Here is a 16,295-nt window from a genome sequence, read left to right as displayed (position 1 = left end):
TTAGCATTAAATACCTACTATCCTTAATTTTTAAAGAAGTGGTTTGCTATACAACAAACCACCTCAAATATTATCATATTTTACTATTTTCTTCCGAATCCTTCATAAGCCTCAACTACGATTTCGCCAGATTTGACTTTTTTCTCTAACTCAACTATAGTATCAACAATATCTTGGGGGAATTTGTCTCCTAAAGCTTCTTTCATAACTGACATATCAGTTAATCCAACACCTCCATTACTTATATCAAGGTATGTTGTTGTATTTCCTTCGAAGGTTCCGTTGACAACTGATTCAATTGCAAGATATGTTGCATTATCAACTCTCTTTAACATAGAGGTCAGGATAGAACCTGGATATACACCATCTTGATCCAAATCAACACCTATAGCGTATTTTCCTTGTTCCTTAGCTGCTTCAAGTATTCCATTACCTGTGCCAGAAGCTACATTCATTACTATATCAGCACCTTGACTATATTGAGCAATTGTAAGTTCCTTTCCTTTAAGCGGGTCATTGAATGTTCCTGCAAAGGATTGTAATACTTTAATCTCTGGATCTATATATTTTGCACCTTGTTCATAACCAACAAAGAAATCAGAAAGAACTGGAATATCCATTCCACCTACCCATCCAATTACCTTATCAGGGTTTACACCTGTAATATCTGTCTTAGTAGTAAACATAGCTGCTGCTGCACCTGCAAGGAATGAACCTTCATTTTGTGCAAAAGTAGAAGATACGATATTGTCTCCAGGAACAACACCATCAATAATAGCAAATTTAGTATCTGGGAATTCAGGACAATGTTTAGCCATTATCTCTTGAAACTGAGTTGATACACCAATAACTAAATCATAGCCTTCTGCCGCCATTGCAACAAAATTTGATTCCCACTCAGTAGGCTCTTTAGATTCCAATTCCTTAAATTCAATGCCAAAATCTTTTACAGCTCTCATTGCACCTTCATGTGCTGAGTCATTAAATGACTTGTCCCCTAAAAATCCAGCATAAACTAACGCTACTTTAAGTTTGTCCTTTGGATCTTTACTTTCATTATTAGGTGATGTTGGTTCGGATTTACATCCTGTAAGAGTTCCCATAATTAAAACCAACACAAGTAAAATTGACAAAATTTTTTTCATGTTAAATTCCCCCAATCTTTTATTTTTTATAAACTGCTCATTTAAAATAATACGTTTCCCTAATAAATATTTTTAGTAAAACGTTTAACTGGTTTTAGTTTAAACTAATTTTCTTATTTTGTCAACAATCTATTGCACCAAGTTAACTACTAAAATGTTCTAAAATTTATAACTCTCCATAGTAAATTTAATATCTCCTCCCTTATGGTGATTATTTTAAAAGATAAAAAAGAACTCTTGAAAGAGTTCTTTGGATAAAATTTATATTTTATTTTTGATATTCCTAGTATAATTTTATAATAAAAAATATGTCATCCTTTTCATCAGGATTACACTCATCCCATTTTGCAGTAGAAGTAATTCCTTCCATATCAACGCTCATAAATACCCTCATAAGTTTTCCCCCTTATTTAAAGTTTTTGTTTGTAATTGTTAAACTTTTTATCTATTTGTAACTATTTAATAATAAACTAATTATATAAGTGGATAATGACATGTAACTAGCCTTCCATCTATATTTTTTGTTTCTGGTTCTTCTCCTTTACATAAATCCTTTACATATGGACATCTTGTATGAAATCTACAACCTGAAGGTGGATTCATTGGACTTGGTATATCACCTTCTAATATAAGCTTTTCCTTATATCTAGTATGAGGATCTGGTACTGGCGATGCTGCAATTAAAAATTTAGTATAAGGATGCAATGGATATTTATACACTTCATCCGTATTTCCTAATTCCATAACTTTGCCTAAAAACATTACACAAACTCGATTTGATAAATACCTAACTACATCAAGATCATGAGAAATAAATAAATATGTCAATTTCTTTCTCTCTTGAAGATCAAGTAAAAGATTAATTATTTGAGATTGTATTGAAACATCTAATGCAGAAACTGGTTCATCGCATACAACAAATTTTGGATTTAATGCAATAGCTCTTGCAATGCCTATTCTTTGTCTTTGCCCACCACTAAACATATGAGGATATCTTGATGCATAGGCTTTTCTCAATCCTACAAGTTCCATTAATTCTTGTACTCTTTCCAATTTTTCATTACCTGGGGCTACATTATGAGTTATAAAGGGTTCACCAATTATATCAACTACTTTCATTCTAGGGTTAAGAGAAGCATAAGGGTCTTGAAAAATTATTTGCATCTCTTTTCTCAACTCACGCATCTCATTTTTATTTAACTCAAAAATATTTTTACCTTCAAAATAAACTTCTCCTGCAGTTGCATCTAATAGACGAAGAATTGTCCTACCAAGGGTACTTTTCCCACATCCCGATTCACCTACAAGTGCTAATGTTTCTTTTTCATGTATATCAAAACTTATATCATCAACAGCACGTATAGTTCCAGAAGTCTTACCCAATCCACTTTTTTCAACAGTAAAATACTTTTTTAAATTTTTCACACTCATAATTACATTATCCATATTTTCGCCACCCTTATTATTTATATTTAAAACACCTTACCAAATGACCGTTACCACTATCTACTAGTTCAGGTTCTTTTTCTCTGCATATGTCCATTGCATAATCACATCTTGGACTAAATCTACATCCTTTTGGTAAGTATAATAAATTTGGCACAATTCCCTTAATACTATATAATCTCTCTAATTTTACATCATTATTATTTGCTCTAGGAATAGACTTTAACAGACCTTCAGTATATGGATGTAAGGGATTATCAAATAATTCAAAGACATCTCCTTGTTCCATAACTTTTCCAGCATACATTACATATACATAATCACACATATCAGCCACTACTCCAAGGTTATGTGTAATTAAAATTATTGAGGTGTCAATTTGCTTTTGCAAATTTTTCATCAGATTTAATATTTGAGCTTGAATTGTTACATCTAGAGCAGTAGTAGGTTCATCAGCTATTAGTAGCCTTGACCTACAAACAAGAGCCATGGCTATCATAACTCTCTGTCTCAACCCTCCAGATAATTGATGAGGATAGGAATTGTATCTTTTTTCTGGTTCAGGAATACCAACATGTTCAAACATATTAATAACTATTTTTTTTGCTTCATTTTTTGTAATTTTCTTATTATGTATAAGTATGACTTCTGCCACTTGTTTTCCTACAGTATATGCAGGATTTAAGGATGTCATTGGTTCTTGGAATATCATAGAAATCTTATTACCTCTAATAGATCTCATTTTGCCCTTGGAATAGTTTAAAAGATTTTCTCCATTAAAAATAATTTCTCCGTCTACAATTTTTCCAGGTAAATCTATTAATTGTAATATCGACAAAGATGTCACACTTTTACCACATCCAGATTCCCCTACAATACCTACTATTTGTCCTTTGTTTACCTGTATACTTACGTCATCAACTGCTGGAACAACTCCCTTATCAGTATAAAAATAAGTTTTTAAATTTCTAATATTCAAAATTTGATTTTCCACCATTTCACAATTCCTCCTTTATTGTTTTAAATATGGATCTAGAGCATCTCTCAAACCATCACCTAAAAAATTAAATGCTAACACAATAATCAATATTGCTATTCCTGGAGAAATTGTTACCCATGGTGCATTAAATAAATATTCTTTTCCATTAGATACCATCAATCCCCAACTTGATGCTGGAGGTTGGGCTCCTACTCCTAGAAAGCTTAAACTTGCTTCTGAAAGAATAGAACTTGGTATATTTAAAGTGAATAATACAAGAAGCTGGGGTATGCAATTTGGTAATATATGTCTAAACATAATAATATAATCCTTTACACCAATGGCTTTTGCCGCTTCAACAAATTCTTTGTTTTTTAAAGAAAGAGTTTGTGATCTGACTACTCTAGCTGTTCCAGCCCACCCAACTACACTTAATGCAATGAATATATTAAGCAAATTTGCTCCTAAAGTATACATAACAACCATTGCCAAAAGTATGGAGGGAAAAGATAATACAATATCTGCAATTGTCATAATTATAATATCAGTCTTCCCTCCATAATACCCAGATAATATCCCCATAATAATTCCTATAATCATAGAGATTGTAGGGGGAACTAAGGCTATCACTAAAGAAATCCTAGAACCATAAATTATTCTTGTTAGGACATCCCTTCCATACATATCTGTCCCAATTAAATTTTCTCTACTCGGTTTCAAAAATTGAGCATCTAAATCTACTTTATATGGGTCATATCGAACAATAATTGGTGCAAATATAGCCAATAAAATAAACATTAGTATTACTATAGAACCAACTACTGCTAACTTGTTCTTTTTGAAAGATGTAAATAATTCTTTCCATAAATTAGATTCAATAATTTCTTCCATATCTTTAATATCTTCTTTAATAATATCCATATATTAACGCCTCCATCAGTTATATTTTATCCGTGGATCTATAAATGAATATAAAATATCTGCAACAAGATTGCCTAAAATAACTATAAATGTTGTAAAAATAACTGATCCTTGAAGTAGTGGCATATCTCTGTTCTGAATAGCATTAACAGCAATTCTTCCTATTCCAGGTATTCCAAATACACTTTCAGTTATAACTGCTCCCGAAAGAAGACCTGCTACTTGGAGAGCCATAACTGTAACTACTGGAAGCATTGAATTCTTTAAAGCATGTTTTACAATAACTCTTATATCAGCATTGCCTTTTGCTCTAGCAGTTCTTATATAATCATTCCTCATAACTTCTAGAAGATTAGATCTAGTTAATCTTGCAATAGTACCTGCAGAGCTCCACCCAAGAACTATAGATGGCATTACCAAATGCTTAAAACTGGTAAAACCTGATACAGGTAGTAATCCAAGTTTTAAAGAAAATATATATTGAAAGAGTAATCCCGCCCAAAATACTGGAATAGAAACTCCAAGAAGAGAAAATCCCATAAAGATATTATCCACAAAAGAATTTCGTTTTACTGCGGAAAATATCCCAGCGGGAATTCCAATAATCCAAGATACAACTGCTGCTGACACAGCTAGTTTAAGCGTGTTAGGAAATGCATCAAATAGCAAATCTGCCACTGGTCGTTTTAATTTATATGAAACTCCAAAATCCCCTTGAACCGCACCCCATAAAAACCTAAAAAACCTTATATAAGCAGGATCATCAAGATTCATCTGCTGTCTTACTCTTTCAATAACATCTGGTTTCACATGTTCTTTCATCATCAATGTAACAGGATCCCCAGGAACAACATTTAATAATATAAATGTAATTAAAGATATCCCAATTAATACCGGTATAACGAGAAGTATTTTTTTAACTATATATCTGCTCATACGGCACCTCCATAGCTAATGTATAATAACCACTGCAAAGCAGTAGTCATTATACATTTATAATATATATCTTATTCTACTATCTCTACATTATAATAAGGCATATCTCCCCAGCCATTCCATGAAACCTTAAGATTTTTAACTCTAGGTTGAACTATAAATATTTTGTTAAGAGAGAATAATGGTATCCAAGCAGCATCTTCATGTACTATGGTTTTTTCTAACTCTTGATATAACTTCATTCTCTGATCCTGATCAGTCATTGCCCTTACTTCTTCTATTTTTCCATGGACTTCTGAGTTATTATAGCAGAAAGATCTTGCAAATGTATTTTTCTCTGAGAAAAACGTGTAAAAAAAGTTATCAGGATCATTATAATCTGCCATCCAAACATTATAATATGAAGGAAGTTCTCCCTGTGCTCTTATTCCAAAATAGCTTGCACTATCCATTTGTGTAATCTTAACATCAATCCCTATATCTCCTAGCATAGCCTGAACAGCTTCATTTATTTTTAATGTTGAAGGGCTATCAGTTGTCATAGCTAATTCCATTTCAAATCCATTTGGATATCCCGCTTCTGAAATTAACTCTTTTGCTTTTGTAGGATCATAGGGAATTTCTTGTAAATCATAATTAAATCCTAGTACTCCCGGTGGAATAATACCATGAACTAATCGACCTTCTCCACTATATAATTTATCAAGTATAGTTTTACGGTCTATCCCCATCTGTATTGCTTTTCTTATTCTCACATCATCCAATGGCTTAATACTTTGGTTTAAACAATAATAGTAGGTTCCAGCTTTTGAACCACTAACAATTTGATCCTTCCATTTATCACTGTTTTTAAATGCTTCATATTGGCTTCTTGCATTATCTACATCAAATACATCTATTTCATCTGTTTCAAACATAATCCTGATTGTTTCTGCATCAGGTACTATTTTTACAATAATACCATCAAGTTTAGGTGCCCCTCTAAAGTAATCACAATTTGCAACCATGACAAATTGTTCATTTAATTTCCACTCTTTAAATATAAATGGCCCCGTTCCTATGGTTTTTTCTGGAACCAATCCAAATTCTTCTCCTGCCTCAGTTGTTGCTTTTCTATTAAATATTGAACATGGTGGAGCAGCAAGATTTGCTATAAAAGGTGCAAAAGGTTTTTCTAATGTAATTTCTACAGTATAATCATCAATTACTTTAATACCACTAACAACATCTATCTTTCCTTCCATTCTTTCTTTAGCACCTGCAATCATATCAAGAAAGTCTGTATTTAATGCTTGTGTTTTAGGATCTAGCATTCTATCAAATGAAAATAAAACATCATCTGCTTTTAACTCTTCTCCATTATGAAATTTTACATTCTTTCTTAAATAAAAAGTATATTTAAGACCATCATCAGATACATCCCATTTTTCTGCTAATCTAGGAACAATTTCTGATTTCCCTTCCTCAACTGTGGCTGCATCTACAAGACAATCAAATACATTTAGTGCAATAAGGTATGTGTCTGTTAATTTTTGGGGATCTCCAGTACTTGGATCCTCAGTGTTTAAAATTCTAATCATCTTTTCACCATCGATACTGGAACTAGTGTTGCCACTTTTTGATTTGCAACCAGTCATTGAACTAACAATCAATACAAATATAATCACTAACATTAATATTTTGTTTTTTGATTTTAGCATCCCTTGACCTCCTTATTGTTATTTATACATTTTTAAACCTTGACCCTATTTCCTAAACATCAATCCTCTCTTTAAATATTTAAGATTTTATTCTTTATTTATTATCACTCCTTTCAATTTTTTAATTTTATGCCATATATCTATAAAGTATTAATTAATTTATCCAAACCCTAATTTTAATCAGAATTTTATGATAATTTCAAGGATTATTTAAATTGTCTGGAATTCTTAATTATATTATAAACTTATAAATTTTATTTCATTGACACTAATATATACTTGCAATTTATATGCCATATTTAAAATGGCAATATTTTCATATTTAGATAAATTCAATTATTTTTCAGGCAAAATTATTACCTATTTAATTTCCAATTTACCCCATTTATATTTATTTGATAAAAAAGTAACATAGAATGCTGTCTTTATAATATAAATCTTGTCTTTAATATTTATATTCTAATATACTACTAATTAGTTATCCCAGCTTATCAAAAACATTTCACTATTATTTACATAAAAAACCTCTTTATATATGGTTTTATAAATAATTCCATTAATAAAGAGGTCATTTCTATTAATCAGATTTTATTTAGAACTTTACTTTATTTAAAACTCCCTTTTAATGATAGATATTGATCAAATATTAGTCTACTTACCTTTCCACCAAATCTATAAGATTCATGGTCATTATAATACAAATTATCAACAAAATCTTTGGTAAATAAAGATATAACATATCCACCATAAGGTGTATATACAATCCCTCCATCATTTCTACATTCATTCATACTGCCACTCTTTGAAGCAATAGAAACTAATTCCTCATCACCAGTATTTTCCGAATCCAAGAAATACTGAGGTAAGTCTCTTGTTAGAATAGTATTATAATGTTGATTTTTAAATATCTCTATCATTTCCTCAGAAATTTCCTTACTCCACAATTCTTTCTTATATAGTAATTCAAAAAATTTTCCATAATCTCTTGGAGTAGTGGTTCCTAATTTACTATATTTTTCAAAATCTATTTTGTTATGAAGTATTGTATCTTTAAGACCTAAATCTACACAGGTGTTATTTATATTATCTATTCCAAGTAAATCTATTAAAATATTGGTAGCAATATTATCACTAATCACAATCATAAGTGTTGCAAAACTCTTAGCCGTCATCTCTACTCCATAGTCTAAATCTCTTAATATTCCACTTCCAACCACATAATTTTCTTTTTCATATTTTAAAATTTTATTAGCATTAATTTTCTTTTCATGTATTTGTCTATATAATTCTGCTAATACAAAAACTTTAATTGTGCTAGCCGTTTCAAATTTAGTGTCAGAATTAATCTCTATTATATTTCCTTTAAAGTCATTTAAATAAATTCCCATTTTCCCACTAAAATTATAAACTTCTGCATTGATTCTTGACTCTAATGACAACTTATCCATGGCTACCTCCTTATTATATATTCAAATATATTTAATCTAATAAATAATCTACAATACATATTGGTTTTGATTTTTTTATATATACTCTTGGAACTCTTCTACTAATAACACTAAGAACTTCATTTCTATTAGTATTTATTTTTTCAGCAACTTCATCTAAGGTTATTCCATCTTTAGAATTTCCTCCTAATAAAATAACTTCATCTCCTACTTTAGCATAGGGTATATTGGTTAAATCTATCATACATTGATCCATGCATATCTTGCCAATTATAGGAGCTCTTTTACCATTTATGTTTACTTCTCCTTTACCAGTAAGAGCTCTCATATATTCATCTGCATATCCTACTGGTAATGTTCCAACTATAGTTTTTTTCTTGGCAACAAAAGAGTAATCATATCCTACTCCTTCTCCCGCTTGTATTTCTTTAACCTGGGATATCTCAGTTTTAAAGGTCATTACTGATCTTAAACTTCCTTCTTTCTTGGATGATGTTTGTACACCATACATAAGAGAACCTAATCTTATCATATCAAGATGATACTCAGGATAAATTACCATACCTATACTATCACAGATATGTTTAATAGGTATATAAATTCCCTTGGCTTCAAGTTTATGAATTACATTCATTAATAATTCATATTGTATTTTATCAGTTTCTTTTGTCTTTAGTGCAAAATGTGTAAACATACCTTCCAATCTTATATTTTTTAAATTGTATATCTTTTCTATTATACTTATAATATTAGAATCAATTTTTAATCCAAGTCTATTAAACCCTGTTTCTATTTTTATATGAATTGTAACTTCTTTATTTAACATTTCTCCTATATCAGATAATATTATAGCTTGCTCTAAACTAAAAATTGTAATGGTTATATTATTTTGAACAGCAAATTTCAATTTATCACTAGGAGTGTACCCCATTATCAATATGGGAATATCTGAATAGTATTTCCTAAGTTCAATTGCCTCCGTAAGACAGGCTACTGCCAACATATCTATTCCATTTTCAATAAGGGCTTTTGCTATATGTATGGAACCATGTCCATATGCATTTGCCTTTACAACTCCAGCTATTTTTGTCTTTGATTTTAACATTTTTCTTGCTTGAGATAAATTATATTCTAAATTAGAGAGATCTATCTCTACCCATGTATTTCGCATTAATGAGTCAGTGCAGTTCTTAAGCATAATATCCCTCCTAATTTAATTATATTACTTTTCATATTTCTATTTAGATTTCGCAGCTAATATAAATGCCTTAAATAAATTTAAAAATTGAGAATAGCGTTTTGCTAAACATTCTGGGTGAAATTGTACCCCTATTAAAAATCTTTCATCTGTTGCCTCTATAGCCTCTATTATTTTATCCTCAGAAAAAGCAGAAATAGATAAATTATTTCCTAGTTTCTTTATTGCCTGATGATGATTGGAATTTACAAATATTCTTTCTGTTTCAAATATACTATATAATTTACTATCCTTCTTAATATCTATTGAATGATATAATTCATCCTTTGAGATTCCAATTGGACTATGACCTAATGTATTTGGTATTTGTACACCTATATCTTGATATAGACTACCTCCTAAAGCAATATTCGCCAATTGATGTCCTCTACAAATTCCCAATATAGGTAGTTTTCTTTCATATGCTTTTATAAATAATCCAAACTCATATTTATCCCTTATGGCAGATATATCGTTTACCTCTCTTAAAGGATTTTCATCATAAGATAAAGGTGAAATATCCAATCCTCCAGTAAAAAGAATACCATCTACTAAATTTAAATAATAGTCATAATCTTCTTCATCATAAATAATTGGTATATTTATTGGTATTCCACCTGCATCAAATATTGAATTGATATAATAACTGTTAACAGTATGAAAGCCTTTCTGTTCTGACTCAAATGTTGTTATTCCGATAATTGGTTTCAATATCTTCCCCCCTAATTAATATTATTATAAAATTTAATATAAGCAAAATTTATGCCATAAAAAATATTGTTTGTTCTTTGATATTGTAAATTATATCACATTAACTTGATTTGGCAATAATTCAAAGTATATGTAATCTTATTAATTATATAATTTATTTACTACTATAAAATAAACCAACTCTTTTGTTCCTGTTTTTAGGAAAACTTCCTAGTTTTCGCACTATTTTATGAATATTATTTGTAATATAAATGTAGTTTCATAAACAAACCAAAAAAGCGATCAAAGTTACTAGTTTACTATTGGGGAGTATGTGAAAGTACAATATTCATAGGATTTAAACCATACTGTGAGAATAAGGAATTAATAAAGAAATTAGATATTCTCACTACAATATGATAAAATATTATAAATAAAGAATATGAATAAAGAAGGGGTTTTTATTATGTATAACAAATCCGTAAATATCATTAAACCTTTGATTACACTTTTTCTAATTACTATTATGTTTATTGCTATTGGTGTTAATGCAAAACTATCCATTAATTTTTTGGTATATGCTATAACATTACTTATATTGCCAATGTGCCTTAAAGATAAGAATATATCTTTAACAATAAAAATATTTTTAGCAGTAAGCCTAGGTTTAATTAGTGTTTTTATTATTAATTATTTAATAGACAAACAAAAAGTTTATTTATATATAATTTTATTTTTTATGGCTATTTTATTTAGCATAGTATATAGTACAATAAACAAACAAATTTAGGCAGTAATATATTAGGCTTTTTTCAAGGAATAATGGAAGGAGAAATAATATAATTAAATAATAATATAGATAATTATGATGAAAAGAAATATATATGTTGCCATGAATTAGGATTCGAACAAGTTTTAGATAGGAGTCTACATAAGAATTAATTAAATTAAAGCTTGAGAAAAAATAAATAGGAGGAGGAAAATTATGTTAGAGAAGATAGCAAAGTTTTTTGGATACTTTATTATAGTAATTTCTCTTATAGCAGGAATTACTAGCATTATTAGTAAAGATTATGGGTTACTGGTTTTGCAAATATTAGCTTTATTAGTAGGAGTATTTCTAATTTATGTATTAAAGAATGTTAAAATATTCAAAAAAACAACTGATGATGATTACGATATGGAATAGCTTTTACATCTAAATTTCTTAATATTTTTATAATACTAGAGCCTTAACTGGCTCTTTTATATAAATTAATAAAGAACATAAGTTTAAAAAAGGAGGTTATTTTTATAGTAGAATATTATTCAGAAGAACTAAAACAGCTGCTAGATAAACATTTGGAAATTGAAGCTCTAAAAAAGCAGAGATTAGAAGTAAAAAATAATTTCATATTCACAGGAATTAATGGTGGATTCATATCAAAGAAAACTATTTCTGATTGGCTTAGACGATTCTCGTGCATCTACAAGAGTTGTAAAATAGAACAAAAAACAAATAAAGCGACAAAAGTCGCTAGTTTACTATGGCGGGAGTATGTGGGAATCGAACCCACCCAAGAAGTTCCTAACCCCTCGCGCTGGTTTTGAAGACCAGAGAGCCCACCAGGACTCATCTACCCCCAAGATATATGCAATTTGACAACTATTATAGTATATCACATCGACAAATTCTGTCAAGAAAAATCGTCTGTAATTCTACAAAAATGTAATTTACTTATAATTTAGAACCATTAAAATAATAGCCTACTCCCCATTTGGTCATAATATACTCTGCTTCTGATGAGTCTTTCTCAATCTTTTCCCTAATTCGTCTTATATGAACATCTACTGTCCTTAGATCACCATAATATGCATATCCCCATACTAACTCCAATAACTCTTCTCTTCTAAAAACCTTATTAGGATTTGATATAAGAATAAAAAATAAATCAAATTCTTTCCCAGTTAAATTTACATTTCTATCCTTTATAATTACCTTTCTACCTACAGTATTAATGGTAAAATCCTGTATTTTTATTACTTGATTATTAAATTCCATTGCTTTATAATCTACTCTTCTTAATATTGCCTTAATTCTTGCCTTTAATTCTAAAATATTAAAAGGTTTAACAATATAATCATCTGCACCATATTCTAGAGCTAAAATTTTATTAATATCCTCATCCTTTTCAGTTATTACTATAATTGGAACTTGAGAAACATTTCTAATGGCTTGACAAACATTCAAGCCATTAGAATCTGGTAATATTAAATCAAGTAATATAAGATCATAATTATTTATTTTAAGTTTTTCCAAAATGTCTTTGCCATTAAAAATCATATCTATAATATATCCGTCTTGTTCAAGACTATATTTTAGTCCCTTTACAAAGGATTTATCACTGTCTAATATTAATATCTTTTTCTCCATTCTTTCACCCCTGTACTTGTGCATTTGTCATTTGTTTAAAATTCTAATATCATTATCTCTCTTTGTTATTTTAACTTGGTCAAAGTGTTCAAGAATGGCAAGGGCTATCTTTCTATTAGTATTTAACATATCTCTATATTCACCTATTGATATTGAAGTTTTATTTTCAAAATGTTCCTTTAACTTATCTAAGCTTAAGTCATATGCTTCTTTAGAGATATATACTTCTTCATTTAATTTTATAATATCTCCTTTATTCAATAGAGAAAGAAAAATTTCATCCAATTCTTCCTTATTTCCATGAATAAGGGTTGCTAAATCTTCTTTTCTCGGTGGTTGAAAAGGAGTTTCATTAAATTTCTTCAAAATTTCTTTACTAATCTTTAATTGGTCATGATTAAATTTTATTTCAAATTCTTTTATAGAAATATTCTCAAACCTTTGTTTCAAATAATCATTTTCAACTAACAATTCTATAAATGCTTCTGCCACCTTTGGTTTTGCATTACTTAAAAATCTACTACGAATTTCCTCCTTTGGCATACCTGCCCTCAAAGGATATTTAGAATGAAATTTATTAAGTTCTTCTAATATTTGGTTCTTGAGCTTATTAAAATAATTTACATGAATTATGTGCAAATCTTTAGTCAGCGGAAAGGATATTACTCTTTTATCTTCTATCAGCTTATTTATCTCAATTTTTAAGTTTTCTTCTAACATTGCAGTAAAAATTGCTATTTCTTTAGTAGTTGGAAATTCTTTAGATTTTTCTTCAATTATATTTTCAATAATATCAGTTGCTGAACCCATTTCTTTAATCTCCAATTCTTTTATTGCTTTATCATCAAATCTTTTTTTCTTCTTTGGATTCGGCTCTAATATTTCCCCTCCACCTATTGTAAACATAGGAGAATAGAATCTAATTATAAATTTATCTCCTCTTTTAGATACTATTTCTTCTTCTAGCCTAAGTTGTGCATAAGCTTCTTCTCCAGGCCCTATTTCTTCTTTATCAAGTAATACAATACGACATAAAACTTCCTTTGTGCCTATATATAGTCTTAGTCTAGTTCTATTCTCTATATATCTATCTATATTTTTAAGCAATTTAACCTTTACATCAACCATCATACTGTCACTCATAGAATTAATTGGAGCAATTGTATCTCCTCTTTCAACATCTTCTTTTTTTAATCCTGCTAAGTTAACAGCTACTCTCTGTCCACCATATGCAATAGTAGCATCTTGATCATGAACCTGTAACGTCCTTATTCTAGCTTTCTTGTTGCTAGGAAATATCTCAACCTCATCTCCTACCTTTAATTGTCCAGATAATAAAGTCCCAGTTACTACAGTGCCGAAGCCCGATATTGAAAACACCCTATCCACCGGAAGCCTAGGCATATCACCTGTATTTCTTTCTTCCAATTCTTCTGCCCTTTCATCAATAAGATGTATTATTTCTTCAATACCCATCTTAGTAGTAGCAGATGCCCTTACTATAGGACTATTTTCAAGAAATGTTCCCTTTATTTCTTCTCTTACTTCTTCCTCCACCATATCAATCCACTCACTATCTACCAAATCAGATTTTGTAAGAACAACGAATCCCTTTTTTATCCCTAATAAATCTAAAATATATAAATGCTCCATAGTTTGGGGCATTATACCTTCATCTGCTGATACTACTAATAAAACAATATCTATACCTATAACACCAGCAAGCATATTTTTAATGAATTTTTCATGTCCTGGTACATCTATTATTCCTGCTCTTTGTCCTGATGGCAAGTCAAAGTAAGTAAAACCTAATTCAATAGATATTCCTCTTTCTTGTTCTTCCTTTAGTCTATCTGTATTTCTTCCAGTAATAGCTCTAATTAAAGTTGTTTTACCATGGTCTATATGACCTGCTGTTCCTATAATTACATGTTTCATTTATTAAACTCCTTTAACCTTATTTAAAGCAAAATTAATCCCTTCTGCAATAATATCAAACTCTTCTTCTTTAATAGTCCTTAAATCTAGATATACTCTATCTCTATATACCCTAGTAATAATTGGTATATGAAACTTTCTCAAATTATTTTCAAATTCTTGGGTACTTAAACCATCTAAAGTTAATACTATGCATTTTGTAGGTAATTTTTCTAAAGGTAGAGAACCCCCTCCAACTTCCGAAAAATTATCTTCTATTTGTATTTCTATTTTATTATCAGAAATCTTTCTATTTATTCTTGATTTAAGCTCAACAGCCTTTGTATCTATTTCTTCTAAGTTCATAGCTAACATAGCTAAAGTAGGAATTTCTTCAATGGCCACTGATTCATCAAGATAATATCTTAAGGTTGCTTCAAGAGCTGATATTGTAAATTTATCTACCCTAAATGCCCTGGTCAATGGATTCCTTTTCATAGCTTGGATGTATTCTTTTTTTCCCACTATAACACCTACCTGCGGCCCTCCTAAAAGCTTATCTCCACTAAAAGTAACTATATCCACTCCTTTTTTTAGAGATTCTTGAACTGTTGGTTCATACTCTATTCCATATTTAGATAAATCTATAAGTACTCCACTGCCTAAATCCTCTATAAGAGGTAGTTTATATTTTTCCTTTAATAAAAATAGTTCTTGTGAATCAACATTTGATGTAAACCCTAATATTCTATAATTACTAGTATGAACTTTAAGTAAAGCCCCTGTATTTTCATTTATAGCATTTTCAAAATCCCATAAATGAGTTTTATTTGTTGTACCAACTGATACTAAAGATGCACCGCTTTGCTCCATTACATCTGGTATCCTAAAAGAACCACCAATTTCAACTAATTCACCACGTGACACTATTACTTCCTTATTCCTAGCAATAGTACTTAACACAAGCATTACTGCAGCTGCATTATTGTTAACAACCATAGCTGCTTCTCCACCTGTTATCTCAGATATTATTTCTTCTAAGTGGCTATATCTAGAGCCCCTTGCACCTGTTTCCAAATCATATTCTAAGTTTGAATAGTTAATAGCTATTTCTTTAACATTGTCCATAATCTTTTCATTAATCAATGATCTTCCCAGATTAGTATGAATTACTACACCAGTGCCATTTACTACTCTTTTTAATTTATATGCATTTTTTTCTTCTGCCCTATGTCTTATTTTCAAATCAATAGATTCTATTGCTTTTACTATATCTTCTTCTGAATATTTTTTCCCTTTAATTTCATCTCTAATTTTTTCTATTTCTGTCCTTATACTATCTAATACGGTTTTCCTTGGTATATATTCTAACAACTCTTTTATAGTAGCCTTATCTAGTATTTCATCTACTTTAGGTATTAAAGTAAACAGATTTTTTTCCGTCATATAATCCCTTCCTTATT

At 29.6% G+C, this 16,295-nt stretch carries 15 protein-coding genes and 1 tRNA gene; 2 read left to right on the top strand and 14 right to left on the bottom strand.

Features of this window, described 5'->3' with window-relative positions; all coding sequences use genetic code 11:
• Window positions 1–83: 83 nt before the first annotated feature.
• The 10 genes from BUB33_RS00675 to BUB33_RS00630 all read right to left on the bottom strand — a co-directional run bounded on the left by BUB33_RS00675 (window position 84) and on the right by BUB33_RS00630 (window position 10,523).
• Complete coding sequence (locus BUB33_RS00675; RefSeq protein ID WP_072971701.1) at window positions 84–1,145, bottom strand: BMP family lipoprotein; 1,062 nt, start codon at window positions 1,143–1,145, stop codon at window positions 84–86.
• 283 nt (window positions 1,146–1,428) lie between these two features.
• Window positions 1,429–1,539 (bottom strand): M55 family metallopeptidase, encoded by a 111-nt coding sequence (locus BUB33_RS15780; RefSeq protein ID WP_115322165.1) that lies wholly within the window; start codon window positions 1,537–1,539, stop codon window positions 1,429–1,431.
• 80 nt (window positions 1,540–1,619) lie between these two features.
• Window positions 1,620–2,591, bottom strand: a complete 972-nt coding sequence (locus BUB33_RS00665) for an ABC transporter ATP-binding protein (RefSeq protein ID WP_072971698.1) — start codon at window positions 2,589–2,591, stop codon at window positions 1,620–1,622.
• A 16-nt stretch (window positions 2,592–2,607) separates the two neighbouring features.
• Window positions 2,608–3,588: an ABC transporter ATP-binding protein gene (locus BUB33_RS00660; RefSeq protein ID WP_072971695.1), complete on the bottom strand. Its 981-nt coding sequence runs from the start codon at window positions 3,586–3,588 to the stop codon at window positions 2,608–2,610.
• Between the two features lie 15 nt (window positions 3,589–3,603).
• Window positions 3,604–4,491: an ABC transporter permease gene (locus tag BUB33_RS00655; RefSeq protein WP_072971691.1), complete on the bottom strand. Its 888-nt coding sequence runs from the start codon at window positions 4,489–4,491 to the stop codon at window positions 3,604–3,606.
• Between the two features lie 15 nt (window positions 4,492–4,506).
• Window positions 4,507–5,427, bottom strand: a complete 921-nt coding sequence (locus tag BUB33_RS00650) for an ABC transporter permease (RefSeq protein ID WP_072971687.1) — start codon at window positions 5,425–5,427, stop codon at window positions 4,507–4,509.
• A gap of 71 nt (window positions 5,428–5,498) precedes the next feature.
• Complete coding sequence (locus tag BUB33_RS00645) at window positions 5,499–7,127, bottom strand: ABC transporter substrate-binding protein (RefSeq protein WP_200778083.1); 1,629 nt, start codon at window positions 7,125–7,127, stop codon at window positions 5,499–5,501.
• A gap of 605 nt (window positions 7,128–7,732) precedes the next feature.
• Window positions 7,733–8,575: a serine hydrolase gene (locus tag BUB33_RS00640; protein ID WP_072971684.1), complete on the bottom strand. Its 843-nt coding sequence runs from the start codon at window positions 8,573–8,575 to the stop codon at window positions 7,733–7,735.
• Window positions 8,576–8,606: 31 nt separating this feature from the next.
• The gene (gene alr / locus BUB33_RS00635) at window positions 8,607–9,773 is read right to left on the bottom strand and encodes an alanine racemase (protein ID WP_072971681.1); all 1,167 of its coding nucleotides are present in this window, start codon (window positions 9,771–9,773) and stop codon (window positions 8,607–8,609) included.
• A 39-nt stretch (window positions 9,774–9,812) separates the two neighbouring features.
• Window positions 9,813–10,523, bottom strand: coding sequence for a gamma-glutamyl-gamma-aminobutyrate hydrolase family protein (locus tag BUB33_RS00630; RefSeq protein WP_072971678.1), 711 nt, complete (start codon window positions 10,521–10,523; stop codon window positions 9,813–9,815).
• Between the two features lie 445 nt (window positions 10,524–10,968).
• Between BUB33_RS00630 and BUB33_RS00625 the strand changes: the two genes are divergently transcribed.
• Both BUB33_RS00625 and BUB33_RS00620 read left to right on the top strand, forming a co-directional pair.
• Entirely contained in the window at window positions 10,969–11,292 is a 324-nt protein-coding gene (locus BUB33_RS00625) for a hypothetical protein (RefSeq protein WP_072971675.1), read from the top strand.
• Window positions 11,293–11,487: 195 nt separating this feature from the next.
• The gene (locus BUB33_RS00620) at window positions 11,488–11,691 is read left to right on the top strand and encodes a hypothetical protein (protein ID WP_072971672.1); all 204 of its coding nucleotides are present in this window, start codon (window positions 11,488–11,490) and stop codon (window positions 11,689–11,691) included.
• 338 nt (window positions 11,692–12,029) lie between these two features.
• Here BUB33_RS00620 and BUB33_RS00615 read toward each other — a convergent pair.
• The 4 genes from BUB33_RS00615 to selA form a co-directional block, all read right to left on the bottom strand.
• Window positions 12,030–12,126, bottom strand: a tRNA-Sec gene (locus BUB33_RS00615).
• A 93-nt stretch (window positions 12,127–12,219) separates the two neighbouring features.
• A complete protein-coding gene (locus BUB33_RS00610; protein WP_072971668.1) occupies window positions 12,220–12,915 on the bottom strand; it encodes a response regulator transcription factor in 696 nt (231 codons plus the stop codon).
• 27 nt (window positions 12,916–12,942) lie between these two features.
• Window positions 12,943–14,853 (bottom strand): selenocysteine-specific translation elongation factor, encoded by a 1,911-nt coding sequence (gene selB, locus BUB33_RS00605; protein ID WP_072971665.1) that lies wholly within the window; start codon window positions 14,851–14,853, stop codon window positions 12,943–12,945.
• Between the two features lie 3 nt (window positions 14,854–14,856).
• On the bottom strand, window positions 14,857–16,278 hold the full coding sequence (gene selA, locus BUB33_RS00600; protein WP_072971662.1) for an L-seryl-tRNA(Sec) selenium transferase: 1,422 nt from the start codon (window positions 16,276–16,278) through the stop codon (window positions 14,857–14,859).
• Between the last annotated feature and the right edge of the window lie 17 nt (window positions 16,279–16,295).

Source organism: Tissierella praeacuta DSM 18095, from assembly GCF_900128955.1.
GTDB lineage: Bacteria > Bacillota > Clostridia > Tissierellales > Tissierellaceae > Tissierella > Tissierella praeacuta.
Note: the sequence above shows the minus strand (reverse complement) of the source record. Positions and strands in the feature narration are given on the sequence as shown.